Raw genomic sequence first — 26,532 nt, forward strand, 5'->3', positions numbered from 1 at the left:
GGGCGCCCGAGGAAGACCTCGCGCGCCCCGCCCTGTCGGCGGCCTGACGACTAGCCGAAGATCCCGGGCAGCGTCGCGCGGAACACCTGGTCGGCCTCGCTCAGCGGGATCGTGAAGATGCCCTCGATCTCGAGCGACTCCCCGGTCTCGCTGACCTCGGCGGGCTCGGTGCCGGTCTCGCCGATCTTGAGGACGGGCACGCCACGCGCGACGCACGCGTCGACCAGCTTGGTCTCCTCGCCGCGCGGCACGGCGACGAGCGCACGGGCCGTCGACTCGGAGAACAAGGCCTCGAACGGGGTCACGCCGTCGCGCGCGGCGAGGGCGTCGATCGAGACCTTGGCGCCGGTACCGAAGCGCAGCGACGCCTCGAGGAGGCCCTGGACCAGGCCGCCCTCGGAGAGGTCGTGCGCGGCGGAGACCAGGTCGTCGCGGCTCGCGTTGACGAGCACCCCGGCCAGTGCGCGCTCGGCCGCGAGGTCGACCTGCGGGGGCACGCCACCGAGGTGCTGGTGGACGACGTCGGCCCAGGCGGAGCCGTCGAGCTCGGGACGGGTCGTGCCGAGGAGGTAGATCGCTTCCCCGGCCTCGCGCCAGCCGGACCCGGTGGCGTGCGCGACGTCGTCGAGCACGCCGAGGACGCCGACGACGGGCGTCGGGTGGATCGAGGAGTCGATCTGCCCGGGCTCGCCCGTGCCGTTGTAGAGCGAGACGTTGCCGCCCGTGACGGGGACGCCGAGGGTCTGGCACGCGTCGGCCAGGCCTTCGATGGCCTCGACGAGCTGCCACATGGAGTCGGGGTCCTCGGGGGAGCCGAAGTTGAGGCAGTCGGTGATGGCGAGCGGGCGGGCGCCGGTCGTGGCGACGTTGCGGTACGCCTCGGCGAGCGCCAGCTGGGCACCCGTGCGCGGGTCGAGCTTGGCGTAGCGGCCGTTGGCGTCGGTCGCGAGGGCGACCCCGAGGCCCGTGGTCTCGTCGACGCGGATCACGCCGCCGTCGTCGGGCTGGGCGAGGGCCGTGTTGCCCTGGACGAAGCGGTCGTACTGGTTGGTGACCCACTCCTTCGACGCGAGGTTGGGCGAGCCGAGCAGGCGCAGCGCGGTCGCGCGGAGCTCGTCGGCGGTCTCGGGACGTGCCAGCGCGGCAGCAACCACGGTGTCCGCGTTGAGGCCGTCCATCCACGTGGGGCGCGCGTAGGGGCGGTGGTAGGTGGGGCCCTCGTGCGCCACGGACTTGGGGTCCACGTCCACGATGCGCTCGCCCTGGTGGTCGATCGTGAGGCGACCGGTGCCGGTGACCTCGCCGATGACGGACGTCTCGACGTCCCACTTGCTCGTGATGGCGAGGAACTCGTCGAGCTTGTCGGGAGCGACGACCGCCATCATGCGCTCCTGCGACTCCGACATGAGGATCTCGCCCGCGTTGAGCGACGGGTCGCGCAGCAGGACCGAGTCGAGCTCGACGTGCATGCCGCCGTCACCGTTGGAGGCGAGCTCCGAGGTGGCGCACGAGATGCCGGCCGCACCGAGGTCCTGGATGCCCTCGACGACGCGTGCCGCGTAGAGCTCGAGGCAGCACTCGATGAGGACCTTCTCCATGAAGGGGTCGCCCACCTGGACCGAGGGGCGCTTGGCGGGGACGCCGTCCTCGAACGTCTCGGACGCGAGGATCGAGGCGCCACCGATGCCGTCGCCGCCCGTGCGCGCACCGAACAGGACGACCTTGTTGCCGACGCCCGAGGCGTTGGCGAGGTGGATGTCCTCGTGGCGCAGCACGCCGATGCACAGCGCGTTGACGAGCGGGTTGCCCTGGTACGACGAGTCGAACACGAGCTCGCCGCCGATGTTCGGCAGGCCGAGGGAGTTGCCGTAGCCGCCGACGCCCGACACGACGCCGTGCACGACGCGCGCGGTGTCCGGGTGGTCGACCGCGCCGAAGCGCAGCTGGTCCATGACAGCCACGGGGCGTGCACCCATCGAGATGATGTCGCGGACGATCCCGCCGACGCCCGTCGCGGCGCCCTGGTAGGGCTCGACGAAGCTCGGGTGGTTGTGGGACTCGACCTTGAACGTCACGGCCCAGCCGTCACCGATGTCGACGACGCCCGCGTTCTCGCCGATGCCGACGAGGAGGTGCTTCTTCATCTCGTCGGTCGTCTTCTTGCCGAACGTGCTCAGGTGCACCTTGGACGACTTGTACGAGCAGTGCTCCGACCACATGACGGAGTACATCGCGAGCTCGGCGGCCGTGGGGCGCCGCCCGAGGATGTCGCGGATGCGCTGGTACTCGTCCGGCTTGAGGCCGAGCTCCGCGAAGGGCTGCGCCTCGTCGGGGGTGGCGGCTGCGCGCTCGACCGTGTCGAGGTGCGGCCGGTGCTCGGAGGTCGCTGCGGCGGGCGTCGGGGCGTTGCTGGGGGCGGTCATCGAATCCCTCGGGGTGGCGTGCCAGCCGGCGCGTTTCGACGAGCGAGTCATCGAGGAGGCGACCGGCACGGGGCTGCACAGGTGCGGCCAGTTTACCGGCGGTCGGGAGCGGTGGGGTCGGGCGTCCAGGAACGCGTGCGGCGGACGGTTCCCGGGCACGTGGGCGGCGGGGTGCGGCCCCCTCGGCGAGCGGCGATAGCCTCGCACGGTGACTCCCGTCGTTCGCCGCCGCCCCCGCTCCACCCTCACCGTGGTGGGCGTCGTCGTGGCCGCCCTGCTGGCGGGATGTTCCCCGCCCGACGGCGCCGCTCCCGTCCCGCCCACGTCCGCGGCTTCCGAGGGGGCCGCGTCGGGCGATCCCTCGACGGCACCGTCACCCGAGCGGGCGACCGTGACGCGGGCACTCTCGGCCGACGGGATCGAGCTCGTGCTGACGGTGCCGCTCGGGGCGGCCGACGAGGCCAGCGCTGGAGGCGAGCCCGTCACGATCACCCCGGACGAGGACGGGTCGAGCCGCGTCGCGTTCGTGCTGCCCGCCGCCGAGGCGGCGAACGTCGCCTCGTCGGGGAGCACCCCGACCGGCCCCACCGACGGCACCGACGCAGTGCGCACCGCGGTACCCGCGACGCTCGACCTCGTCTCCCCCGCCGACGGCTCCCTGGTGCGCAACAGCGACGGCAGCATCACGGTCCACGACGCCGCGGGCACCCCGGTCGGCGGCCTGTCGGCGCCGGAGGTGACGGAGGCGCCCGGACCTGCGGGCCGTGCAGGAGTCGTGGTCGTGGCGCCGACCCGCGCGGAGGTGCACGTGAAGGCCCGGGGGGCGGCGCCGTCGGGCACCGGGAGCGCGACGGGCGACGCTGCCGGTCCGGGGAACGGCTGGACCGTGACCACGTGGCTCGGCGCGCAGGGCGTGCGCAGCGCGACCTGGGGGAACCGCGAGGGCGGACGCTCGCTCGCGGTCGACCCGACGCCGTGGGCGCGGCAGTCGGGCATCGTGGGCGAGGCGACCGCCTGGGCGCAGCTCGTCGCGAGCGAGCCCGAGGCCGCCTCGACGACCATGCGCGACCAGTTCGACTGCCACGCCCTGGGCGCGACCGACAAGAAGACGTGGAACCTGGAGCCGTGGCGCCCGGACGTCGGGTTCCTGGCGACGGCCGCTGCCCGCTGCAACCCCACGCCCTAGCCCCGGCGGACCCCGCCCCCTCTCGGTGCCGAACATGCGGTTGGCGTCGAGAATCGGCCGGATCCGGACGCCAACCGCATGCTCGACCGACAGCAACCGCATGGTCGCTCAGTCGAGGCCCAGCATCTCCCTGACCGGTCCGACGCCGTGGAGCGTCACCTCGGGGCGCAGCGCCTCCGGGCGCGCGTCCCAGTCCTCGCGGTCGAGGCGGTACCGGACGTCGGCCGCCGCCTTGCCCTCGCGGGCGAGCGCCGCGGTGCCGTTGGGCCGGTAGCCGAGCTTGCGCGTGACGCCGTTCGAGGGGCCGTTGTCCTCCCAGGCGGACGTCGTGGCCGTCCGGGCGTCGAACCCCGCGAAGAGGAGCTCGAGGATCATGAGCCGCGCGAGCGTGCCGACGCCGGCCCCCTGGTGCCGACGCCCCAGCCACGAGCCCGACTCCGCGGTACGTGTCACGACGAAGTCCGACGCCGTGAGGGCCTGCACGCCGAGCACCTCGCCGTCGCGGACCACGGCCAGCTCGATCGCCCAGGACGCGGGCGCGATCCGCGACGCCGCACCCCACTGGTAGGCCAGGATGCTGCGGCCGACCTCGACCGCCGAACCGCGCGACCACGGGAACATGAAGGGCATGAACCCCTCGTCGTGGATGCCCTCGCCGCCGACCACGGCGAGCCGGTACAGGAGGTCCTCGTCGAGGTGACGCAGCTCGAGGTCCCCCGAGACGACGCGCAGGCCGGACGGAGGCCAGAGCTCGGTGCGCGTCGGGTGTGCGGGGGCGGTGCCTGCCGACGCGGGGGCGTCGGGGACGGGTGCGTCGGGGACGGGGTCGGGTGCCATCGGTGCAGCCTGGCGAAGTCCGCGAGGTGCGTCAACAGCAATGCCGGGGACTCGCCGTCGGGCCGACGACGGACGACGCGCCGGGACCGCGACGGTCCGAGCGCCCGGCCCCACGGACCCACGGACGCACGGACCCACGGACCCACGGACGCACGACGGGACCCGCCGGCCCGACCTGACGGCTGGTGGTCGTCAGGTCGGGCGGGCGGGTCCCGGGTTCCCTCGGTGGCGGTACCGCTCCGCCGTCGGTCCGAGGTCGTTCGTACGCCCGCAGCCGGGCCGAACATGCGGTTGTCGTTGCTCGACCATGCGGTTGTCGTCCGGAATCACCGCGATTCCGACGCCAACCGCATGCTCGGCGCCGAGACGGCACCGCGGGCGGCACCGAGACGGCACCGAGACGGCGTCAGCGCCTGGCGACCTTCGACCCGCCGCGGGCCGCCTTCGCCGCGGCCTTCTCGCGGGCCTTGATCGACTTCTCGCTCACGGGCTCGTCGCCGCTCGCGCGCAGCTGACGGTAGTACTCGCGGGCCTCGTCCTGACGGACCTGCTCGGCGCCCGACGCGATCTTGGCGCGCAGGTGCTCGGGGCCGTAGCCCCAGGCGTCGACGAGGTCCTGGGCGTGCGGGCGCAGGCGGGCGACGAGGCGGTCGACGTACCCGCTGACGGTGCGCGCACGCTGCGCCGACAGGCGCCCGTTGATGAGGTACCACGCGAGGTTGCGCTCGATGGTCGTGAGCCCGAACAGGTCGCGCACCCACGTGAGGACCTGGCGCGTGCCCGCGTCCTCGATCGTGTCGAGGGCCTGCGTGAAGGCCTCCCAGTGCAGCAGGTCGGCGTGCGCCCTCGCCATCTCGATGAGCTCGTGCTGGTGCTCGTTGAAGAGCTCGGCGGCCTTCTCGGGCGTGGCCTTCTGGGCCGGGCGCAGGGCCGCGGCGACGTCGGCGACCATGGTCTCGACCCGGTCGGTCAGCAGGTCGCGCTGGTTGCCGACGTCCTTGAGGTGCCCGACGGCGCGGCGCGGGTCGCCCACGTCCGCGATGGTCTGCGCGGCGCGCTTGAGCGGCGTGCGGTGCAGTGCGGCGTCGGCCGCCTGCTCGACGACGAACCGGGCCATCTGCCCCGGGGAGATGTCCTTGAACTCCTTGCCGTAGTCGGCCAGGAGCCGCTTCGCGACGAGCTGGAGCAGGACCGTGTTGTCCCCCTCGAACGTGACGTAGACGTCCAGGTCGGCGCGCAGGCTCGTGAGCCGGTTCTCGGTGAGGAACCCGGCGCCGCCACAGGCCTCGCGCGCCTCCTGGAGCGTGTCGAGCGCGAACCACGTGCTCATCGGCTTGAGGGAGGCCGCCATGGTCTCGAGGTCCTCGCGCGACTCGGGGGTGTCGTTCTCCCCCGAGAACACGGTGTCGAACAGGTCGAGCAGGCGGTCGTGCGCGAAGTGCATCGCGTAGGTCTGCGCGATGCGCGGGAGGAGACGGCGCTGGTGGGTGCCGTAGTCGAGGAGGACGACCTCGTCGACGGCCGACGCACCGTTGAACTGGCGGCGCTGGTTGCCGTAGGTCACCGCGGTCGCGAGCCCCAGCTTCGACGCGGTGATCGCGGCCCCGTCGAGCGAGACGCGCCCCTGGACGAGCGAGCCGAGCATCGTGAAGAAGCGGCGCCCGGGGCTGTCGATGGGCGAGGTGTACGTGCCGTCCTCGGCGACCTGGCCGTAGCGGGCCAGGAGGTTCTCGCGCGGGACGCGGACGTGCGTGAAGTGCAGGCGCCCGTTGTCGATCCCGTTGAGCCCGCCCTTGAGCCCGTCGTCCTCCCCGCCGACGCCGGGCAGAAAAGCACCGGCCCCTCCGTCAGCAGCGGTCTCCCGGATGGGCGCGTAGAACGCGTGGACGCCGTGGTTGACGCCGTTCGTCACGAGCTGCGCGAAGATGACCGCCGCGGTCCCGTTGACGGCCGCGTTGCCCAGGTAGTCCTTCCACGCCCCGCGGAACGGGGTGTGGACGACGAACTCCTGCGTCGCGACGTCGTACGTCGCGGTCGTCGCGATGGAGGCGACGTCCGAGCCGTGACCCGTCTCGGTCATGGCGAACGCGCCGGGGACGGAGGCGTCCATCGCCCCCGGCAGCAGGCGGTCCTGCTGCTCGGGCGTGCCGAGGTGCAGGATCGCCGACGCGAACAGACCCCACTGGACGCCCGCCTTGATCTGGAGCGAGGGGTCGGCGGCGACGAGCTCCTCGAACCCGGCCAGGTTGCCGCCCGCGTCGTCCTGCCCGCCGAGCCGCGTGGGGAACCCGCGGTGCACCTGCCCGATCTCGACGAGCTGCTTGACCTGGTCCATGACGCGCTCGCGGTGCTCGGTGAGCGAGAGTCCCTCGATGCGGTGGAAGCGCTCCTCGCCGGCGGTCGCGCGAGCCTTGGCCCGCAGGTCCGCCCAACGGCCCAGGAGCTGGTGGGAGAGGTCGGCCACGTCGATGCGGACCTCGCCCGCAGGCATCGAGGGTGTGACGCCCGCGGCGGGGATCGACGTGGAGGCGGCTGCGCCGTCGCCGCGGGTGTCGCGGGCGGTGGTGCGGTCTGAGGTGGTGGTCATCGGGACTCCTGTGTGCCGGTGGTAGCCATGAGAGAGGTTCAGAGGTCGTCGGTCGAGGGGGTGGCGGTGTCGTCCGCAGCCGGTGCCGCGCCCCGACCGCGGGCCATGACCCCGACGGGCCCGCCCCACAGCCAGGCGGCGACGCGCTCGGTGAGCTCGTCGCGGTCGGGGGCGTCGGGCCCGTCGTGGTTCCCGAGCCACCACTCGCCGGCCCCGCGCACGAACCCGACGGCGCCCGCGGCCCACGCGGCGGCGTCGGCGGGGCTCACGTCGGTCGCCCGCGTGAAGGGCTGGGCGACGAGCTGGGTCACGGAGTCGAGGAACGCCGCGAGGGGCGCGGAGGCGGTGCGGGCCGTGCCGTCGGTCCCTGCGATCGCGCCCGTGCGGGTCACGAAGTAGTAGACGTTGGGCGAGCTCGCGATCATCTCGAGGTAGACGCCGACCATGGCGCGCAGCGCGCGGCGCGGGGTCTCGGCGGACTCCGCGGCCTGGGTCAGGGCGTCGTGCATCTGCCCGACGACCGAGGCGCCGATCGCGATCTGCAGCCCCGTCTTGTCCTCGAAGTAGCGGTAGATGATCGACTTGGACGTGCCCGAGGCCGCCGCGATCTCGTCCATGGACACTCCGGGGCCGCCCTTGTGGACGGCCTTGCGGGCCGCGTGCACGAGCTCGGCGCGACGGATCGCTCGGTGGTCGTCCCAGCGGGTCGAGCGGCCGTCGGTCACGGGGGCGGGGGGCGGGGTGCGTCCGGGGTCGCGAGAGAGCACGGCAGTGCGGGGTCTCCCGGCTCGTCCGTTCGTGTCGCCGTTGATCACGCAGTCCTCCAGTGGTGCCCGACGTCGGTGTCGTCCCTGGTCGTCCGTCCGGCGGTCCGCGAGTGGCCGGCCGGGCGGCGCCCCCTCGAGGCGGGTGCCGCCGGGGCGCAGGGAGCGAGGGGTGTGACCCACCTCACGGTACCGAGAGTATCAGGTACTGTGGGTCTTGGACACCGCGTGGATCGCGCCCGCGGTCCCCACCCTCAGCAACGACGCGAGAGAGAGCAGGCGAAGTGGCCACCCCGAAGACACCCCAGACCACCACCCCCGGAACCGACGAGCGGCCGGACGCGCAGCACGTCGAGCAGCCCGGGCGCACTCCCGCCCTCCGCGACGCCTACGTCCTGGGCGGCAACCGCATCCCGTTCGCCCGCGCGGGCGGCAAGTACACGGGAGCCGGCAACCAGGACATGTTCACGGCCGCCCTCGAAGGCCTCGTCGCGCGCTACGGCCTCCAGGGCGAGCGGCTGGGCGAGGTCGTCGGCGGTGCCGTGCTCAAGCACTCGCGCGACTTCAACCTGGTCCGGGAGTCCGTCCTCGGCTCCTCGCTCTCGCCGCAGACCCCCGCGTTCGACCTCCAGCAGGCGTGCGCGACGGGCCTCGAGGCCGTCGTGACCGTGTCCAACAAGATCCGCCTCGGCCAGATCGAGTCGGGGGTCGCGGGCGGCTCGGACACCGTGTCCGACGCGCCCATCGCCGTGAGCGAGGGGCTGCGCAAGGCGCTCCTCAAGGCCAGCCACGCCAAGACCCTGGGCGCTCGCCTCAAGGCCTTCGCCGCCGTGCGCCCGGGCGACCTGGCGCCGTCGACGCCCAGCACGGGCGAGCCCCGGACGGGCCTGTCGATGGGCGAGCACCAGGCGATCACGACCGCAGCCTGGGGCATCAGCCGCGAGGCGCAGGACGAGGTCGCCCTGAACAGCCACCTGAACCTCGCCGCCGCCTGGAAGGCAGGGTTCTTCGACGACCTCGTGACCCCGTTCCGCGGCCTGACGCAGGACCAGAACATGCGCGCCGACTCGTCCGCCGAGAAGCTCGCGTCGCTCAAGCCGGTCTTCGGCAAGCACCTCACGCCGAGCGCACCCACGCACGGGGCGGCGGCCGGAGGGTCCGCTGGCGCGGCGGCGGCAGGCCCCGCCCTGCCTACCATGACCGCCGGCAACTCGACCCCTCTGACCGACGGCGCCTCGGTCGTCCTGCTCGGGTCGCGCGAGTGGGCGGCCGACCACGACCTGCCCGTCCTCGCCCGCGTGGTCGACGCCGAGTCCGCTGCGGTCGACTTCGTGCACGGCCACGAGGGGCTGCTCATGGCCCCTGCGCACGCGGTCCCCCGCCTGCTCGCCCGCAACGGCCTGGCGCTCGAGGACTTCGACTTCTACGAGATCCACGAGGCCTTCGCCTCGACCGTCCTGACCACGCTGGCCGCATGGGAGGACGACGACTACTGCCGCACCGAGCTCGGGCTCGACGGTGCGTTCGGCTCGATCGACAGGTCTCGTCTCAACGTCCACGGGTCGTCGCTCGCCGCAGGTCACCCGTTCGCCGCGACCGGCGGGCGCATCGTCGCGACGGCCGCGAAGCTCGTGGCCGACAAGGCGCGCGAGACGGGCCGCCCGGCCCGCGCGCTCATCTCGATCTGCGCGGCCGGTGGCCTGGGCCTCGCCGCGATCCTCGAGAGCGCCGCGAGCCCGGCCGCCACGCCCGCACAGAGCACCGAGAGCTGAGGGAGCCCACCATGACCGACAAGTACCTGTCCGCCGTCAACTCGGGCTTCACCAAGACCCTCGCCAAGAAGCTCGGCCTGCCCCGGCCCGCGGTCCTGCGCCGCTACCGCCCGGGCGACCCGCTCGTGCCCGGCCCGGTGCTCGTGATCGGCGAGCCCGGCTCGGCCAAGGACACGAACGCCGTCGCGCAGGCCCTGCTCGGGTGGGACCTCGACGTCCGGCAGAACGCCGGCGACGGGGAGACCCGCTGGGGGGCGGTCGTCGTCGTCCTGACGGGCGCCACCAGCCCCGCTGACTTCTCGGCCCCCGTGCTCGAGCTCGGCGCGAACCTGCGCCGCCTCGCGCCGGGCGGGCGCGTCGTGACCGTCTCGCGCGCACCGGCCGACGACGACACTCCCCTGCTCGCGGCGACCCGCCAGGGCGTCGACGGGTTCCTGCGCTCGCTCGCCAAGGAGCTGCGCGCGGGCGCCACGGCCAACGGCATCCAGCTCACGGACGGCGCCGCACCGGACTCGGGGTCGGCACTGGCCACGCTGCGGTTCTTCCTGTCGGGCAGCTCGGCGTTCGTCGACGGGCAGCTCCTGCACGTGGGCCCGGCCGCGACCGAGAGCACCCCCGACTGGGACCGTCCCCTCGCGGGCCGCGTCGCGGTCGTGACGGGCGCCGCCCGCGGGATCGGCGCAGCCATCGCCCGCACGCTCGCACGCGACGGCGCGACGGTCGTCGTGGTCGACGTCCCCGCCGCGGGCGAGTCCCTCGCGAAGGTCGCCAACGAGATCAAGGGCACTGCCCTGCAGCTCGACGTGACGGCCGAGGACGCGGGAGCCCGCATCCTCGAGCACGCCCGGACCCGCCACGGCGGACTGCACATCCTGGTCCACAACGCCGGGATCCTGCGCGACAAGCTGCTCGCCAACATGTCCCCCGACAAGTGGGACGCCGTCATCGCGGTCAACCTGCTCTCGCAGCTGCGGATCAACGAGTACCTGCTGGGCGCGAACGGCTTCTCGGAGGCGCCGCACATCGTCTCGCTCGCCTCGACGAGCGGCATCGCGGGCAACCGGGGCCAGACGAACTACGGCGCCTCCAAGGCCGGGGTCATCGGGCACACGCGGGCGACCGCGCGCCTCCTGGCCCCGCTCGGCGGCTCGGCCAACGCCGTCGCGCCCGGGTTCATCGAGACCGACATGACCGCCTCGATCCCGCTCGTCCAGCGCGAGATGGCCCGCCGCGTGTCCTCGCTCCAGCAGGGCGGCCTGCCGATCGACGTCGCCGAGGCCGTCGCGTTCCTCGCGTCCCCGGCCGCGGCGGGCGTCAACGGCCAGGTGCTGCGCGTGTGCGGCCAGAGCCTGGTGGGCGCGTGACGGCCGCCGCGCAGGAGGCCCCCGAGCGCCGCAACCCGCGTCTCGTCACGCTGCCCACGCTGCCGGGGCTCGGCGGCCTGTACGCGAAGGGCGTGGCGTCGTCGGGCCGGATCGCCGTGACCCGCTCCCCCGTGGGGCGCGTCCTGCCCGGGCCGCGCGACGTCGTCCTGCCGGACGTCGTCTACCGCGTCGCCGACGTCCCGACCGCGGACGTGACCGAGCACCTGACCACGTACCAGCGGCTGGTCGGCGAGCGTGTCGACGACACCCTGCCCGCGGGCTACCTGCACGTGCTCGCGTTCCCGCTCGCGACCGCCCTCATGGTCCGCGGCGACTTCCCGCTGCCTCTGCTGGGCCTGGTGCACGTGTCGAACGCGGTGTCGCTGCATCAGCCCGTGCGGGTCGGCGACGTGCTCGAGGTGCGCGCGACCGCCGAGAACCTGCGCGCGCACCGGCGCGGGGTCCAGGTGGACCTCGTGACCGAGGTGAGCACGGGCGGCGAGCTCGCGTACCGCGGCGTCTCGACGTACCTGGCCAAGGGGTTCGGTCTGCCGTCGGAGGAGGAGGCGCCCTCTCAGCGGACCGACGAGGCGCCCCGCGAGGACTTCGTGCCACCGCTCCCGACCGCACGCTGGGAGCTCGGCAGCGGGACCGGGCGCGCGTACGGCGCGATCTCCGGCGACCGCAACCCCATCCACACCTCGGCCCTGGGCGCCAAGGCGTTCGGCTTCCCGCGGACCATCGCGCACGGCATGTACACGGCGGCTCGCGCGCTGGCCGAGGTCGGCGCCGCTCGCGGCGACGCCTACGACTGGACGGTCGAGTTCGAGAAGCCGGTCCTGCTTCCGGGCACGGTCCAGGTCGCGATCACCCGAACGCCCGACGACGCCGCTCCCCCGGGCATCTTCACGTACGCAGGCTGGAACGGCCGGAGCGGCAAGCGCCACTTCAGCGGGACGGTCACGCCCCGCTGAACGCTGTTCCTGCCGCTCGCCGAGAAGTGAGCAGACGCCCCTGATCGGGTCAGATCAGGGGCGTCTGCTCACTTCTCGGCGGAGCTCACCCCGCAGTGCGGCGGATGCTGCGCCGCCACCTGCGCTCGAACACCACGGTCTCGCCGTCGCGCGCCACGACCTCGTCGTCGGTGTGGAAGAACTCGGCGTCGCACGAGATCTCCGAGCGCGTCACGACGCTCGCGTCCCACGCGAGGTCGGACCGTGTGGCCCCTGGCCTGCGCAGCCGCACGCTCCAGTCGGAACGCGTGCGTGCGCTCAGCGGGTCGCGCCCGATCCAGTAGCGCTCGAGCGCGTCCTCGGTGAACTCGAGACCGTCCGGGTAGACGCGCGTCCCGCCGTACCGCGGGTCGACCTCCAGGAGCCATTCGTCCGCCGCGACGTCGCGCACGACGCGCCGCTCGGGCCGCTGGTCCGCGTTGTCCGGGTAGACGACACCGAGCGGGGGCGCCTGCTCGGGCTCCTCGAAGGTGACGACGGGGTGCCCGCCGGGAGCGGCGCCGTCGTGCAGCGGAAGCTCGAGCGAGCTGCCCGCGGGCGCGACCGCGAGCGCCGCACCGCCCGGCTGCGGCCACACCCACGGCCAGTACGCCGACGAGACCGCGAGCCGGAGCCGGTGCCCGGGGGCGAGGGCGTACCCGACGCCGCTGAGCTCGAACGTCACGTCGCGCGTCGTGCCGGGCTCCCAGGGGACCACGCGGTCGCGCCCCTCGCGGGCCGACAGGTTGAGCACGCCACGGGTCACGAGCGTCGACGAGCCGTCGGGGCCCACGTCGCACAGCCGCGCCACGACCTGCCCCTTGTCGCCCGCGCACGACAGGCGCAGCCGGACCCGTGCCCGGCCCAGGATCTCGAGCCGCTGGGCGAGCGGGGCCGAGTCGAAGCACACGGACCGCCCGTCCTCCTCGCGCTGGTCGGGCGGCAGGTCCGCGTCGTTGCCGAACGGGAAGAAGCGCCCCGCGTCGATCCCGGTGTGCTGCGGAGAGGCCACGAGGCACGACGGCGGCACGTCCGCCGGGGCCGTCGGCCCGCCGCTCACAGGTCCCCGGTGGGCGGGAAGCTGCGTGACGAGCGGGGCGGTCGTGCGGAGCACGGGGGCGACTGCGCCGTCGTCGGAGTCTGTATCGTCCGTACCATCCGGCGCTCCCGCGAGCGGGAGCACCGTGGGCCGGACGTGCGGGGACGGCCACTGCGCCTCCCCGACCCAGCGGCCGGGCAGCTCGTCGTAGACCGTGGCGGGCGGCACGGACTCGGTGACCCACGCGCGCAGCGCCGGTTCGTCGAGCGCGCCCGTGTCCTCGTCCTTGAGGAACTGGTCCCACCAGCGCAGGGTCTCCTGGAGGAACCCGATCGAGGGGCCGGGCGGCAGGCCACGGTCGGGGTACTGGTGCGACCAGGGGCCGACGATGCCCCGGACCGGACCGCCCAGGGCGCGGTCGCCCTCGGCCGCCTGGTCCCCCGCGGCGACGAGCCGCAGGACCGTGTCACGGTAGGGGTCGTTCCACCCGCCGACCGCGAGCACCGCGGCTGTGATCGCCGAGTAGTCCTCGATCACGCTGCCGTGGCGCCAGTAGTCGTCGCGCACCTGGTGGTCGAGCCAGGTGTGGACGAACGGCTCGGTGTGCTCGAGGCGGTCGAGCCACTGCTCCTTCCACCGTTCGCCCACGACGGCCGGGTCCGGGGGCCGGGAGCAGAACGCGAGCATGGTCGCGGCCCACGCGTGCATGTCGACCGCGAGGACGGACCCGCCCGTGTAGTGCACGTCGTTGTCGTACCGGTCGTCGGTCGAGCACACCGTGACGATCGCCGCGAGCGCCTCGGGCGCGAGGGCCGCGACCTGCAGGGCGTTGAACCCTCCCCACGAGATGCCGAACATCCCGACCTTGCCGCTGCACCATTCCTGCGCGGCGAGCCACTCGACGACCGCGACGCCGTCGGCGAGCTCGGTCGGGGAGTACTCGTCGTCCTGGTGGCCGTCCGAGTTCCCGCTGCCGCGGATGTCGACGCGCACCGACGCGTACCCGTGGCCCGCGTAGTACGGGTGGCGCTGCGCGTCGCGCGGGGCGGTCCAGTCGGACAGCCGGTACGGCAGGTACTCCAGGATCGCGGGGACGGGCGTGGGGTCGACCGGTCGCCAGACGCGCGCAGCGAGGCGTGTCCCGTCGGCGAGGGGTATCCAGTGGTCCTCGACCGTGGTCTCGAACGGGAGCTCGGTCACGTACCGCATGGTCATTCCTCCGGTGCTGGGTCGTTCGGGTGGTGCAGTCGTTCGGGTGGTGCAGTCGTCAGGGTGGTGCCGGTGGCGCGCACCGGTCAGTGGACGGGGTGCATGGTCCGCTTCATCCAGGGCGAGAGGACCAGGACGACGACCGCGACGAGCACCGCGACCGCGCCGTTGAGCGTGAAGTACAGGCCGTCGGGGATCTCGCCGTAGAACCTCACGGTCTGCGCCTGGATACCGTTCGCGAGCGCGATCGACAGGAACCACACGGCCATCGACTGGCTCGAGAACGCCGCGGGGGCGAGCTTGGTCGTCGCGGACAGGCCCGTCGTCTGGAGCAGCACGTCACCGAGGCCGAGCAGCAGGAGCGAAGCCAGGAGCCACCACACGGCGATCTTCCAGTCCCCGCTCTGCCCCGTCACGGCGGGCACGAGGACCAGGTAGGACAGCCCGCCGAGCAGCGCGCCGATCGCGATCTTCTTGGACGCGTGCGGCTGTCGGGGCCCGAGCCAGGTCCACAGCGCCGCGACCACGGGCGCGACGAGCACCTCGACGCCGCCCAGGAACGAGCTGAACCAGGCCGCGGGAGCCTCCCACCCGAAGATCGTGCGCTCGACGTGCTGGTCGGCCAGCAGGATCAGGACGCTGTACGCCTGGAAGAGCACGAAGTTGAACGCGACCGACGCGAACCACAGCACGAGGAACGGCCGCAGGCGGCCGCGCTCCTCCCCCGTCACGCGGGGGCTGCGGAACATGACGGTGAAGTAGACGATCGGGGCGGCCATGGCGACCACGGTCAGCGCGTCGACGACGCCCGCGATGCTGAGCCGCCCCACGAGCGCGAGCCCGACGGCGAGGATCACCACCCCGGCCGCGGCGCCTCCCAGGATCCACAGGGTCCGGCGCATCACGGCCGGTGGCAGGGGCGCCTCGGGGCCGCGCCCGTGCCCGGGGACGTGCTTGCGACCGACGACGTACTGGACCACTCCCGCGGTCATGCCGATCGCGGCGGCCGAGAACCCCCAGTGCCACCCGACGTCGGCGCCGAGCCACCCCGTCACGAGGGGCCCGAAGAACGCCCCGACGTTGATGCCCATGTAGTAGAGCGCGAACCCGGCGTCCCGGCGTTCGTCCGTGGTCGAGTAGAGCTTGCCCACGAGGGTCGACACGTTGGGCTTGAGCAGGCCCGTGCCCAGGCTGATGAGGACCAGCCCGAGCCACGTCGAGAGCTCGGCGGGGATCGCCATGGTGTAGTGCCCGCACGCGATGAGGATGCCGCCCCACAGGACCGCGCGGTACGAGCCCAGGACCCGGTCCGCGATCCACCCGCCCCCGACCGAGACCAGGTAGACCATCGTCCCGTAGCCCGCCGCGATCGATGCGGCCGGCCCCGCCGCCATCCCGAGCCCGTCGTCCGCGACGGTCGCCGTGAAGAACAGGACGAGGATCGCCTGCATCCCGAGGAAGGAGAACCGCTCCCAGACCTCGAGACCGAACAGGGTCGACAGGCCCCGCGGGTGCCCGAAGAAGGCCCGGTCGTCCGGGTCGACCACAGGTCCTGCCGGTCGTGCGCCCTCGGTCGTCAACAGCCCTCCAGCGGTCGGTGCGCCCACCGCAGGCTCGCGGAGGCATCCTTCCAACCTAAGGAGGATCGGGGAAAGAGGCCACAGGGGCGGCTCGCGTCAGCCCGTCACCTCGACCGCTGCCCCGGCGGCAGGCGATGCACGCGGTCCAGCAACCCGTCCCGCACGGCCGGCCACTCGTCCGCGAGGATCGAGAAGTAGGCCGTGTCGCCGCGCGACCCGTCGGGCGCGACACGGTGGCTGCGCAGCACCCCCTCGGGGATCGCGCCGAGCCGCTGGATCGCCGCGATCGACCGCGCGTTGCGAGCGTCGGCCCGCAGCGCGACGCGCTCGACGTCGAGCACCTCGAACGCGTGCTGCAGCAGCAGGTACTTGCACGCCGGGTTGGTCACGCCGCCCCACCAGGGCCGGTCGTAGAAGGTCGAGCCGAGCTCGACGCGGCCCTGCGAGGGCGACCACTCGTAGAGCGAGGTGCTGCCGCGGACGGACGTGACGCCGTCGGGCCCGGAACCCGGAGCCACCGGCCCGACGACGGCCCACGCCAGGCGCCCCGGCGCCGCCACCGCCTCGCGCACGTAAGCGGACATGGCGGGCGTCCCGCGCGGCGTGGGCGACGACATCCCGGCCCACAGGGCGTCGTCGACGAACGCGCCGAGCGCGGGCGCGTGCTGCTCGGCGAGCGGTTCGAGGCGCAGCCCGAACCCTTCCAGGACGACGTCGTTCTCCATGCGGGCATCCTGCCCGACCACTTGTGAAGGTCTCGTGGACCGCCCGTCCTCCGAGATGCGAGTCCCCGGCAGCCCTGCCTACGGTCGTCAGGAAGCACCCACCAACACCGAGGGAGGACCCCATGGGACTGGGAGACAAGATCAAGCACGGTGCCGAAGAGGCCAAGGGCAAGGTCAAGGAAGGCACCGGCAAGGCGACCGGCAACGAGCGCCTCGAGGCCGAGGGCCACGCCGACCAGGCGAAGGCCAACGTCAAGCAGGCCGGCGACGACGTCAAGGACGCCTTCAAGAAGGACTGACGCCCCGACGAAGACCGCCCCGGGACCCATCTGGGTCCCGGGGCGGTGCTGTGGACAGGGGGGACGAACCGGTCAGAGCGCGATGACCGGGGGCAGGTCGGCGGCCGCGGCGCGGTCGGGGGACGACCCTGCGACGGCGTCGAAGCCGCCGGCCCCCGCGAGCGACAGCTCGCCGACGGCCGGTACCACCGTGAGGACCGGCGGTCCCACGGGCACCCCGGCCCCAGGACCCACGGCGTCGGGCTCCCCGGTGGCGGTGAGCCCGACCGGGCCGAGCACGGGCACGATGCGCGGGCTCGTGATCCGGGCGAGCAGGCCGAGCTCGACGCCGGGCCACTCGTGCGCCAGGATCGAGAAGCACACCGAGTCGGCCCGGGTCCCGTCGGGAGCCGTGCGGTGACCACGCATGACGCCCTCCTCGTACGCGCCGAGGCGACGCATCGCGGCGAGGGAGCGCGTGTTGCGCGCGTCGACCCGGAAGCCGACACGGTGCACGTCCCACGACTCGAACGCATGTCGGAGCAGCAACCATTTCGAGACCGGGTTGACGAGGCTCCCCCACGTGGAACGGGCGTAGAAGGTCCGCCCGATCTCCACGCGCCTGTCATCGAGCGACAGGTCACGGAAAGCGGTGCTCCCCACCACGAGACCCGAGCCCGCGTCGACGACGGCGAACGCCGTCAGCGCGCGCGTGGCGCGGGTGTCCTCGATGAAGTTCACCATCCCGACCTCCCCCTCGGGGAGGGTCGTACTCATGCCTGCCCACATCGACGGATCGACGATCTGGGCCAGCGCACCGGCGTGCGCGACAGCCAGGGGTTCGAGGCGGAACCCGTGGCCTTCAAGGTGGACATCGTGCTGCACAGCGCATATCAGAACACACGCAGGCGTCGCCGCCAAGACCACGGAACGGTCGTTCGTGAACGGCGAGGTGACGCCCCGGTGAACGTTGCGCTCCAGGCAGCGTCTCCGCAGGTCAGAGGGTGCTCAGGCGGGGGCGGGTCCGCAGCCCACGGCGGCCGTGATGTTGCCCGCGGCGGCCGTCGCGAACAGGCCCGAGAGCCCCGCGACCTGCAGGAGCGGTCGCGGGTCGTCGCTCACGACCCAGCAGCCGTCCACGACCTCGTACCGGGCCTTCGCCCCCTCGCTCACCCAGGTGCGCAGCGCGGAGACGAGCCGGTCGATCTCCTCACCCGTGGTGCCGACCCCGATCGACGCCCGGATCGCCCCCGCCGGGAAGCCCAGCCGCGCCAGGAGCGGGTGCGCGCAGAAGCGGCCGTCGCGCACGCCGATGCCGTGCTCGGCCGACAGGTAGGCCGCGACCAGCCCCGCGTCGGAACCGTCGACCGAGAACGTCACGACCCCCACGGGGTCGACCGCGTCGGCCCAGGCGCGCACGACGCGCACGCCGTCGATCGCCTCCAGGCCCTCGACGAGGCGGGCCCGCAGCTCGGTCTCGTGCGCGACGAGCACGCCGGGCTCGAGGGCCGCGAGCGCGTCGCACGCGGAGGCGAGCGCGACCGCGCCGATCACGTTGGGCGACCCGGCCTCGTGCCGCGCCGGGGCGCTCTGCCACGTGGTGCCGTCGAGCGTCACGTTGCGCACCGCGCCGCCGCCGGCGAGGTAGGGCGTGCCGGTGTCGAGCCAGTCGCGGCGGCCCACGAGCGCGCCCGCACCGAACGGCGCGTACGTCTTGTGCCCAGAGAACGCGACGTAGTCCACGTCGCTCGCGGCGAGCGAGACGCCGCGGTGCGGGACGAGCTGTGCGCCGTCGAGCAGGACGCGCGCGCCGGCGTCGTGCGCCGCGGCCACGACCTCGGCGAGGGGCAGCGACTCGCCCGTGACGTTCGAGGCCCCCGTGATCGCGACGAGCGCGTACGGGAAGCGCGAGAGCTCGGCGCGCAGGCCCGACAGGGTCTCGGCGACGGTCGCACCGCCGACCAGGACCGTGGCGCCCCCCGTGCGCTGCCAGGGCAGGAGGTTCGCGTGGTGCTCGACGTCGAGGACGAGCACCCGCCCCGGCGAGCCGTCGGCCTGGGCCGGGACGCAGCCCGCGAGGAGGTTGAGGGAGTCCGTGGTGTTGCGCGTGACGATCGTGACGTCGTCCTCGCGCGCCCCCACGAACGCGCCGATGGTCTGACGCGCAGCCTCGTAGAGGGCCGTCGACACCTGGGAGAGGTAGCCCGCGCCGCGGTGCACGCTCGCGTACAGCGGCAGGACCTCGGTGACCCGGTCGGCCACGACCTGGAGCGCCGGTGCCGAGGCCGCGACGTCGAGGTTCGCGTACGGGACGCTGCGCCCGTCGACGAGGGGGACCAGGGTGTCGCTGCCCACGACGGGCAGCACGGCACACGAGGTAGGGGCTTCGATGACTGCATGTGCGCTCATGGCACGTCCTCCGGTGGTCGTCGGAGTTCGCCGTGCCGGCCCCTCCGCGCTTGCCCCCCTCCTGATAGAGAGGGACCTGGTCGTCACCCGGGGCACCCCACCGCGGAGGAGGGTTGCCGGCCAGCAAACCGGGGTTTTGCGCTGGCACTCATGACCTGGTGTCCAGGATGGTCGAGGCGCGCGGAGCGTGTCAACCGGTGGGCACAGCGTCTCGGATGATGAGCAGAGGCAACCTGTCAGGTGGGCAGATCCGGCGAATCGGACGCCGTCGCGAGACTCTCGACCCGCTGCGCGTCGGAGCGGTACATGGCCGCGTGCTCCCGGAAGTCGTCGCGTCCGGTCGCGGCCGCACGCTCGTCCGTGAACGCCGCGAGCTCGTCGAGCCGCGCGACCACGACGGTCAGGACCTCCCGGCGCGAGTACGGCATCCCGTACGCGCGGACCAGGGCGTCGAGGCGCGCCAACGGGTCCAGCCGCCCGACGACGTCGCTCCCCTCCGACTCCCCCGCGTCCGCCACGAGGGGCGCGAGCCGGTAGCCGAGGTAGGCCAGGTCCCAGATCCGGGGGCCGGGGCTCGCGGTGTCGAAGTCGATGAGCCCGACCACGGCCCCGTCACGGAAGACCAGGTTGTACGGGGCGACGTCGTTGTGGCACACGACCTCGGCAGGCTCGTGCGGTGCGGTCTGCCAGGTGGGGGCCGCCGGCGGAGCGTCGGGGACAAGGGCGGCGGCGCCTGTGTCGAGGAACCCGACGCTCGCGTCGTGCACGCGCCGCAGCAGCGCGCCCGCGTCCCGGAGCACCGACTCGTCCCAGACCCACGGTGGCAGCGGGTAGTTCCCGACGTCACCGGGGAGGAACGACAGCACCTCGCGCCCCTGCTCGTCCGTCCCGAGCGGCTCGGGCACCTCGGCGACGCCCTGTGCGCGCAGGTGCCGCAGGAGCGCCTGGACCGTGGGCGTCCAGGGCCCTGCGGTGCGGCGGACGGTGTCGCCTCGCCGCACCACGGTCGTCGAGTTCCCACCGGCCAGGGGCTCCTCGGCCTGGTCGGGCGCGCGGTCGGGTTCGGGGAGGTGGCTCATGCGCAGAACCTAGCCCGACCACCCTGCGAGACACCTGTTCTTTTCCGTGGTCACGGTGGCGTACGATCCGACGCAACCATCCAGAGCGGCTGAGTGACTTGGCACGATGACGCCGCAGCAACCCCCCGGTGACGGGCGAGGGTGCTACCGCCACGACCGATGGAGGATCACCATGAGTGCCCCCGACCGCGCGACCGCTGCCCCGGTCCCCGACGCCCGTCCCGCCGACGGGTACGCCGGCGACATCACGCCCCAGCAGGCGTGGACCCTTCTCCAGAACGACCCGAGCGCCGTCCTCGTGGACGTCCGCACCGACGCCGAGTGGCGCTTCGTCGGGGTCCCCGACCTGTCCTCGACGGGCCGCGAGCCCGTCCTGACCCAGTGGGTCGACGTCGCGGGCCGCCCGAACCCGGCGTTCGTCGCGGAGCTCACCGCGGCCGGGCTGAGCCCTGAGCGTCCGGTCGTCTTCCTGTGCCGCTCGGGAGCCCGCTCGATCGGCGCGGCCAAGGCCGCGACCGCCGCGGGGCTGGGTCCCGCGTACAACGTCCTCGAGGGTTTCGAGGGAGCGCTCGACGGCGCCGGTCACCGTGGTTCCGACGGCTGGCGCGCCGCGGGCCTCCCCTGGACGCAGTCGTGAGCGCCGCGACCGGGGACGGCGTGCTCCGCATCCCCGCCGGCATCCCGGGCGGCTCGGGTCGTGGCCCCCTCCCCCGTTCGGTCCGTCCCGACACGCTCGCGGTGCGCGGCGGCCACGCCCGCACCAACTTCGAGGAGACGAGCGAGGCGCTCTTCCTCACGCAGGGCTACGTGTACGGGAGCGCCGCGGAGGCCGAGGCCGCGTTCACGGGCGAGGTCGACCGCTTCATCTACTCGCGCTACGGCAACCCGACGGTGCACACGTTCGAGGAGCGGCTGCGCCTCATCGAGGGCGCCGAGGCCTGCTACGCGACCGCGTCGGGCATGTCCGCGGTCTTCACCTCGCTCGCGGCGCTGGTCGGTGCCGGGTCGCGCATCGTCGCGGCCCGCGCGCTGTTCGGCTCGTCGCTCGTGATCTTCGACGAGATCTTCGCCAAGTGGGGCGTGCGCACCGACTACGTCGACGGTCACGTGCTCTCGCAGTGGGAGGAGGCGCTGTCGACCCCCGCGGACGTCGTCTTCTTCGAGACCCCGTCCAACCCCATGCAGGACGTGATCGACGTGCGCCGCGTGAGCGAGCTCGCGCACGCCGCGGGTGCCGTCGTCGTGCTCGACAACGTGTTCGCCACCCCCGTCCTGCAGAAGCCGCTCGAGCTCGGCGCCGACGTCGTCGTGTACTCGGCGACCAAGCACATCGACGGGCAGGGCCGCGTGCTGGGCGGCGCGATCCTGGGTTCCGAGGAGTACGTCAAGGGACCCGTCCAGACCTTCATCCGCAACACGGGCCCCTCTCTCAGCGCGTTCAACGCCTGGGTCCTGGTCAAGGGGCTCGAGACGCTGTCGGTGCGCGTCAAGGCGCAGAACGCCTCGGCCCTCCAGGTCGCGACCGCGCTGGAGGAGCTGCCCGGCGTCACGGCCGTGCGCTACCCGTTCCTCGCCTCGCACCCGCAGGTCGAGCTCGCCAAGGCCCAGCAGAGCGGGGGCGGGACGGTCGTGACGTTCAACCTCGACGTGCCGGGCGCCGACGACCCGGGCACCGACCCCGAGCTCCTCAAGAAGCGCACGTTCCAGTTCCTCGACGCGCTGCGGGTCGTGGACATCTCCAACAACCTGGGTGACGCCAAGTCGCTCATCACGCACCCCGCGACCACGACGCACCGCAAGCTGGGGCCGGACGGGCGTGCCGCCGTCGGGATCGCGGAGACGACCGTGCGCCTGTCGATCGGCCTCGAGGACCCGCTCGACCTGATCGAGGACGTCGAGCAGGCGCTGCGCCGCTGACCGTCCGGCCGGGTGCGGAGTACGTGTCGTGAAACCTGCCCGACGACGACACGTACTCCGCACCCAGCGGCCGCGCAGGAATACCCCGGCCGTATCCCGGGGTTGCACCAGGCGATGACTACCTCGCCGCGCCTCTCCGTCCTCGACCTCGTCCCCGTCCGCTCGGGACAGTCCTCCGCCCAGGCCATCGCCGCCTCCCTGGACCTCGTGCGCCTCGCCGACCGCCTCGGCTTCACGCGCTACTGGTTCGCCGAGCACCACAACATGCCCGCGGTCGCCGCGTCCGCACCGCCCGTCATGATCTCGGCGGCCGCCGCGGTGACCGAGCGGATCCGCGTCGGGTCGGGCGGCGTCATGCTCCCCAACCACGCGCCGCTCGTCGTCGCGGAGCAGTTCGCGGTCCTGGAGGCCATGGCCCCGGGGCGCGTCGACCTGGGCATCGGGCGCGCGCCCGGCAGCGACCCGGTCGTCACCGCCCTGCTGCGCAGCAGCGGCCCGACGTCCGACGTCGACCGCTTCCCCCAGCACGTCCAGGACATCCGCTCGCTCATGAGTGCCGAGGGCGCCTCGGTCCGCCTCACGACCGGTCAGGTCTACGACGTCCACGCGACTCCGGCCGCCGAGTCGGTGCCGACCGTGTGGTTGCTCGGGTCGAGCGACTACTCCGCGCGCCTGGCCGCCGAGCTCGGCCTGCCGTACGTGTTCGCCAACCACTTCTCGGGCGCCGGCATCGACGAGATCCTCGCCCTCTACCGCGACGGCTACCGCCCGTCGGCCGAGCACCCCGCGCCGGAGACGTTCCTGACGGTCAACGTGTCGGTCGCCCCGACGCTCGACGAGGCACGCGCCCGCGCGCTGCCGCAGGCGCGCATGATGGCCCGCCTGCGCTCGGGGAAGCCGCTGGGCGCCCAGGAGACGGTCGAGGACGCCGCGTCCACGCCGCTCGACGGGCTCACGTCCCAGATGGCCGAGGAGATGCTCGACCGCTGGATCGTCGACGAGCCCCAGGCCGCGGCCCGCCGCGTGCGCGAGCTCGCCTCCCGGCACGGCGTCGACGAGGTCATGGTCGTGCCCGTCGCGGGCTCGCGCGCCGACGAGTCGCTCGACGCGACGCCCGGCCGCACGCAGACGATCGAGCTGCTCGCGGCCGCGCTCGGAGACTGACGCCGAGCCGTGACCCCACCGAGCGACGACCGCACCCGACGGCCCGCCCACGCGGCGCCGTCGGGCGTGCCCGTCCTCGTCACGAGCCAGGCCTCGGTGCTGCTCGCCCCCAACCCTGGACCCATGACGCTCGACGGGACCAGGTCCTACGTCCTGGCCGCGCCCGGGGCGGGCACCCGCGTGGTCGTCGACCCCGGGCCCGACGACGTCGCTCACCTCACGACCCTGGCCGCCGGGCCGCCCGTCGAGCTCGTCCTGATCACGCACCGCCACGCGGACCACACCGCAGGGGCGGCACGCTTCGCCGAGCTCACGGGCGCACCGGTCCGCGCGGCCGACCCCGCGCACTGCCACCCGGCTCGTTCCCGCGACGCAGCGCCGTTGCTCGGCGGCGAGACGATCCACGCGGCCGGCCTGCGGATCGAGGTGCTCGCGACACCCGGGCACACGGGCGACTCGACGAGCTTCCGCCTCCCCGACGACGGCCCGCACGGCAGCGTGCTGACAGGCGACACCGTCCTGGGCCGCGGTACGACCGTCATCGCCGAGCCCGACGGCTCGTTGCGCGACTACCTCGCGAGCCTCGACCTGCTCGAGTCGCTCGGCGCTGCGACCGTGCTGCCCGCGCACGGCCCGCACCTGGACGACCTGTCCGTCGCCGTGCGGTCGTACCGCGAGCACCGGGCCGACCGGCTCGCGCAGGTGCGCACCGCGCTCGGGGACCGGGCGGGCGAGGCGGTGACGGAGGCGCTCGTCGACGACGTGACCGCCTCGGTGTACGGCGACGTCGCCCTCGGCGTGCTCCCCGCGGCGCGCCAGAGCGTCCGGGCGCAGCTCCGGTACCTCGCCGAGGGCGCATAGCGGCGGACGCCGCGGGACGAGCCCGGCCGACGCGCCGGGCCGCGGCGCCGGTGGTTGACTGACCGCGTGACCCCCTCCCGCCCGGACCTGCCCTCGACCCCCGTCCCGCGCGACCGCCTCGGGGCCGGCCCTGCGGTGCGTCTCGCGGTCGGGCTGCTCGTCGGGGCGGGCGTCGGGTTCTGGTTCGGCTCGCAGGGATACCCGCGCTTCGCATTCCTCGCGGGGTGGAGCGTCGCGGCCCTGCTGTTCATCGCGTGGACGTGGCTCGTCATCGCCCCCATGGACGCCCGGGTCACGGCGAGCCATGCCACACGCGAGGAGCCCTCGCGCCGGGTGACGCACCTGTTCATCCTGGCGGCGTCGGTCGTGAGCCTCGTGGGGGTCGCGCTCCTGCTGCTCGCGTCGCCCGACGACAAGCGGGCCCAGGCGCTCACCGCGGTGTTCGCCGTGGGGAGCATCGCGATCTCGTGGGCCGCCGTCCACACCCTGTTCGGCCTGGCCTACGCACGCCAGTACTACACGGGCACCGACGGCGGCATCGACTTCAACCAGGCCGAGCCGCCCCGGTACCTCGACTTCATGTACGTCGCGTTCACGGTCGGGATGAGCTTCGCGATCTCCGACACCAACGTGACGTCGGGCGAGATCCGACGCACGACGCTGGGCCACGCCCTGCTGTCCTACCTGTTCGGGACCGTGATCATCGGCGCCGTCGTCAACCTGGTCGCGGGGCTCTGACCCCGCCGTCTCACCGGCTCCGGCGCGTCACGACGCTCGACACGAGCGCGGCGACCGCCGCCACGGACATGACCAGGAAGAGCGCGAGAGCTACCCGCAGCGGCGTGTACGCGATGCGCTCGGTCATCTCGCCCGCCGGGCCGAACCAGCCCCAGTCCGCGACCACGGCCTCGATGCGCGAGCCGATCGCCCCTACCCGACCCGGCGCCGCGCCGAGCACACCGGTCACCCACGCGACGCAGTCGATCATCAGGGCGCCGAACACGGAGGAACCGGACAAGAGGGTGAGCACCGGACCAGGGTAACGGGTCGGGCGGCGGGGAGGCGGGTGATATCCGTCCCCGAGGACGCCACTGCCCGACGGCGGCGCTCACCTCGGGAGGTGAGCGCCGCCGTCGGGCGGTGCGCGTGTCGCGCGGGGCGACGGGCTCTCAGGCCTGGACGAGCGTGCTCAGCACCGAGGTGAAGAAGCCCAGCCCGTCCGTGCCCGCGCGCGGGCCGGACGCGTTCGCGGGGCCGAACCCGGCCTCGACCGCGTGCTCGGGGTGCGGCATGAGGCCCACGACGTTGCCCGCCGCGTTCGAGATGCCCGCGATGTTGCGGCGCGACCCGTTGGGGTTCCAGCCGTCGTAGCGGAAGACGACGCGGCCCTCGGCCTCGAGCTCGTCGAGCGTGCGCTCGTCGGCGACGAACTGGCCGTCCTGGTTCTTGAGCGGCACCGTGATGCGCTGGCCCGCGGTGTAGTCACGCGTCCAGGCGGTGTCGGCGTTCTCCACGACCATGGTCTGCTCGCGGCAGATGAACGCGAGGTGGTCGTTCTTGATCATCGAGCCGGGCAGCAGGTGCGCCTCGGTGAGGATCTGGAAGCCGTTGCAGATGCCCAGGACGGGCAGCCCGCCCCTGGCTGCGTCGACGAGCGAGTCCATGACGGGAGCGAAGCGGCTGATCGCCCCGGCGCGCAGGTAGTCGCCGTACGAGAAGCCGCCCGGCAGCACGACCGCGTCGACCCCGTGCAGGTCCGCGTCCGCGTGCCACAGGGACACGGGCTCGCCGCCGGCCAGGCGCACCGCACGCGCGGCGTCGCGGTCGTCGAGCGTGCCGGGGAACGTGATGACACCGATCCGGGCCGTGGCCAGGCCGGTCGCTGCGGGGGCGCTCATCAGGCGCTCTCCCCGCCCAGCTCGGCCGTGAGCTCGGCGACGAGGACGACGTCCTCGATGACCGGGTTCGACAGGACCTTCTCGCCGGCCTCGCGGGCCGCGGCGAGCACCTCGGGGGTGACGTCACCCTCGACCTCGAGCTCGAACCGCTTGCCCTGGCGCACGCCGGTGAACTGGGTGAAGCCCAGGCGCGGGAGCGCCCCGACGACGGCCTTGCCCTGCGGGTCCAGGATCTCGGGCTTGGGCATGACCTCGACGACTACGCGTCCCACAGGAGCTCCTCGGGAAGTTGGTCCGGCCGGCTCGGCTCGGACAGGTCCGCACGAGGCTCGGGGCGCGCCGCGAGGGCGGCGACGAGGTCGCACGGATCTCGGTGGGTGGGGATTCCGGGGCCAGTTTACCCGGGCCGCGCACGGGGCCGGGTCGCGTCTCAGGCGTCGGTCGGGTG

At 73.5% G+C, this 26,532-nt stretch carries 23 protein-coding genes and 2 riboswitches; of the genes, 10 read left to right on the plus strand and 13 right to left on the minus strand.

From position 1 onward, the window contains the following. Nucleotides 1-50: 50 nt before the first annotated feature. Nucleotides 51-2,423 carry a phosphoribosylformylglycinamidine synthase subunit PurL gene (purL, locus tag H9640_RS16980; protein WP_191791958.1) on the minus strand — a complete coding sequence of 791 codons (2,373 nt, stop codon included), beginning with the start codon at nucleotides 2,421-2,423 and terminating at the stop codon, nucleotides 51-53. Nucleotides 2,424-2,631: 208 nt separating this feature from the next. Between purL and H9640_RS19785 the strand changes: the two genes are divergently transcribed. After that, nucleotides 2,632-3,609, plus strand: a complete 978-nt coding sequence (locus tag H9640_RS19785; protein ID WP_191791959.1) for a DUF2599 domain-containing protein — start codon at nucleotides 2,632-2,634, stop codon at nucleotides 3,607-3,609. Between the two features lie 108 nt (nucleotides 3,610-3,717). On the opposite strand, the gene H9640_RS16990 is transcribed toward H9640_RS19785, so the two are convergent. The 3 genes from H9640_RS16990 to H9640_RS17000 all read right to left on the minus strand — a co-directional run bounded on the left by H9640_RS16990 (nucleotide 3,718) and on the right by H9640_RS17000 (nucleotide 7,758). Further along, nucleotides 3,718-4,446, minus strand: a complete 729-nt coding sequence (locus H9640_RS16990; protein ID WP_191791960.1) for a GNAT family N-acetyltransferase — start codon at nucleotides 4,444-4,446, stop codon at nucleotides 3,718-3,720. Between the two features lie 406 nt (nucleotides 4,447-4,852). Continuing rightward, nucleotides 4,853-7,033, minus strand: coding sequence for an acyl-CoA dehydrogenase family protein (locus H9640_RS16995; protein WP_191791961.1), 2,181 nt, complete (start codon nucleotides 7,031-7,033; stop codon nucleotides 4,853-4,855). Between the two features lie 38 nt (nucleotides 7,034-7,071). Then, nucleotides 7,072-7,758, minus strand: coding sequence for a TetR/AcrR family transcriptional regulator (locus H9640_RS17000; protein ID WP_191791962.1), 687 nt, complete (start codon nucleotides 7,756-7,758; stop codon nucleotides 7,072-7,074). A gap of 323 nt (nucleotides 7,759-8,081) precedes the next feature. On the opposite strand from H9640_RS17000, the gene H9640_RS17005 reads away from it, so the two are divergent. Genes H9640_RS17005 through H9640_RS17015 form a run of 3 tightly spaced genes read left to right on the plus strand, consistent with a single transcriptional unit; the run spans nucleotide 8,082 to nucleotide 11,907 of the window. Next, nucleotides 8,082-9,569, plus strand: coding sequence for an acetyl-CoA C-acetyltransferase (locus H9640_RS17005; RefSeq protein ID WP_191791963.1), 1,488 nt, complete (start codon nucleotides 8,082-8,084; stop codon nucleotides 9,567-9,569). A gap of 11 nt (nucleotides 9,570-9,580) precedes the next feature. Then, entirely contained in the window at nucleotides 9,581-10,933 is a 1,353-nt protein-coding gene (locus H9640_RS17010; protein WP_191791964.1) for a 3-oxoacyl-ACP reductase, read from the plus strand. After that, nucleotides 10,930-11,907, plus strand: a complete 978-nt coding sequence (locus H9640_RS17015; protein ID WP_191791965.1) for a MaoC/PaaZ C-terminal domain-containing protein — start codon at nucleotides 10,930-10,932, stop codon at nucleotides 11,905-11,907. Before H9640_RS17010 ends, H9640_RS17015 begins: the two co-directional genes overlap by 4 nt. Before the next feature lie 85 nt (nucleotides 11,908-11,992). Here H9640_RS17015 and H9640_RS17020 read toward each other — a convergent pair whose 3' ends face one another. The 3 genes from H9640_RS17020 to H9640_RS17030 form a co-directional block, all read right to left on the minus strand. Next, entirely contained in the window at nucleotides 11,993-14,173 is a 2,181-nt protein-coding gene (locus tag H9640_RS17020; RefSeq protein WP_191791966.1) for a CocE/NonD family hydrolase, read from the minus strand. 86 nt (nucleotides 14,174-14,259) lie between these two features. Further along, a complete protein-coding gene (locus tag H9640_RS17025; RefSeq protein ID WP_225227383.1) occupies nucleotides 14,260-15,753 on the minus strand; it encodes a peptide MFS transporter in 1,494 nt (497 codons plus the stop codon). 104 nt (nucleotides 15,754-15,857) lie between these two features. After that, nucleotides 15,858-16,478: a GNAT family N-acetyltransferase gene (locus tag H9640_RS17030; protein WP_191791967.1), complete on the minus strand. Its 621-nt coding sequence runs from the start codon at nucleotides 16,476-16,478 to the stop codon at nucleotides 15,858-15,860. A 122-nt stretch (nucleotides 16,479-16,600) separates the two neighbouring features. Here H9640_RS17030 and H9640_RS17035 point away from each other — a divergent pair, with 122 nt between their 5' ends. Continuing rightward, on the plus strand, nucleotides 16,601-16,777 hold the full coding sequence (locus tag H9640_RS17035; RefSeq protein ID WP_191791968.1) for a CsbD family protein: 177 nt from the start codon (nucleotides 16,601-16,603) through the stop codon (nucleotides 16,775-16,777). 72 nt (nucleotides 16,778-16,849) lie between these two features. On the opposite strand, the gene H9640_RS17040 is transcribed toward H9640_RS17035, so the two are convergent. The 3 genes from H9640_RS17040 to H9640_RS17050 form a co-directional block, all read right to left on the minus strand. Further along, nucleotides 16,850-17,683 carry a GNAT family N-acetyltransferase gene (locus H9640_RS17040; RefSeq protein WP_318243819.1) on the minus strand — a complete coding sequence of 278 codons (834 nt, stop codon included), beginning with the start codon at nucleotides 17,681-17,683 and terminating at the stop codon, nucleotides 16,850-16,852. Between the two features lie 81 nt (nucleotides 17,684-17,764). Then, complete coding sequence (locus H9640_RS17045; protein WP_191791969.1) at nucleotides 17,765-19,165, minus strand: aminotransferase class V-fold PLP-dependent enzyme; 1,401 nt, start codon at nucleotides 19,163-19,165, stop codon at nucleotides 17,765-17,767. 41 nt (nucleotides 19,166-19,206) lie between these two features. Then, nucleotides 19,207-19,321, minus strand: a riboswitch (SAM riboswitch). 80 nt (nucleotides 19,322-19,401) lie between these two features. Next, entirely contained in the window at nucleotides 19,402-20,244 is an 843-nt protein-coding gene (locus tag H9640_RS17050; protein WP_191791970.1) for a phosphotransferase enzyme family protein, read from the minus strand. Between the two features lie 73 nt (nucleotides 20,245-20,317). Then, a riboswitch (SAM riboswitch) is annotated at nucleotides 20,318-20,410 on the plus strand. Nucleotides 20,411-20,416: 6 nt separating this feature from the next. On the opposite strand from H9640_RS17050, the gene H9640_RS17055 reads away from it, so the two are divergent. The 5 genes from H9640_RS17055 to H9640_RS17075 all read left to right on the plus strand — a co-directional run bounded on the left by H9640_RS17055 (nucleotide 20,417) and on the right by H9640_RS17075 (nucleotide 24,924). Beyond that, nucleotides 20,417-20,881, plus strand: coding sequence for a rhodanese-like domain-containing protein (locus tag H9640_RS17055; protein ID WP_191791971.1), 465 nt, complete (start codon nucleotides 20,417-20,419; stop codon nucleotides 20,879-20,881). Between the two features lie 20 nt (nucleotides 20,882-20,901). Continuing rightward, nucleotides 20,902-22,161 carry an O-succinylhomoserine sulfhydrylase gene (locus tag H9640_RS17060; protein ID WP_191792008.1) on the plus strand — a complete coding sequence of 420 codons (1,260 nt, stop codon included), beginning with the start codon at nucleotides 20,902-20,904 and terminating at the stop codon, nucleotides 22,159-22,161. 114 nt (nucleotides 22,162-22,275) lie between these two features. Beyond that, nucleotides 22,276-23,325 (plus strand): LLM class flavin-dependent oxidoreductase, encoded by a 1,050-nt coding sequence (locus H9640_RS17065; protein WP_191791972.1) that lies wholly within the window; start codon nucleotides 22,276-22,278, stop codon nucleotides 23,323-23,325. Nucleotides 23,326-23,391: 66 nt separating this feature from the next. Beyond that, nucleotides 23,392-24,186 (plus strand): MBL fold metallo-hydrolase, encoded by a 795-nt coding sequence (locus H9640_RS17070; RefSeq protein WP_307824277.1) that lies wholly within the window; start codon nucleotides 23,392-23,394, stop codon nucleotides 24,184-24,186. A gap of 66 nt (nucleotides 24,187-24,252) precedes the next feature. Continuing rightward, nucleotides 24,253-24,924, plus strand: coding sequence for a DUF1345 domain-containing protein (locus H9640_RS17075; protein WP_191791973.1), 672 nt, complete (start codon nucleotides 24,253-24,255; stop codon nucleotides 24,922-24,924). Nucleotides 24,925-24,934: 10 nt separating this feature from the next. On the opposite strand, the gene H9640_RS17080 is transcribed toward H9640_RS17075, so the two are convergent. From H9640_RS17080 to purS, 3 genes are all read right to left on the minus strand, one after another. Beyond that, nucleotides 24,935-25,216 carry a hypothetical protein gene (locus tag H9640_RS17080; protein WP_191791974.1) on the minus strand — a complete coding sequence of 94 codons (282 nt, stop codon included), beginning with the start codon at nucleotides 25,214-25,216 and terminating at the stop codon, nucleotides 24,935-24,937. Between the two features lie 139 nt (nucleotides 25,217-25,355). Continuing rightward, nucleotides 25,356-26,084, minus strand: coding sequence for a phosphoribosylformylglycinamidine synthase subunit PurQ (gene purQ / locus H9640_RS17085; protein ID WP_191791975.1), 729 nt, complete (start codon nucleotides 26,082-26,084; stop codon nucleotides 25,356-25,358). Beyond that, nucleotides 26,084-26,356 (minus strand): phosphoribosylformylglycinamidine synthase subunit PurS, encoded by a 273-nt coding sequence (gene purS / locus H9640_RS17090; protein ID WP_030151045.1) that lies wholly within the window; start codon nucleotides 26,354-26,356, stop codon nucleotides 26,084-26,086. Before purS ends, purQ begins: the two co-directional genes overlap by 1 nt. Nucleotides 26,357-26,532: the final 176 nt, after the last annotated feature.

This window comes from Oerskovia gallyi, assembly GCF_014836745.1.
GTDB lineage: Bacteria > Actinomycetota > Actinomycetes > Actinomycetales > Cellulomonadaceae > Oerskovia > Oerskovia paurometabola.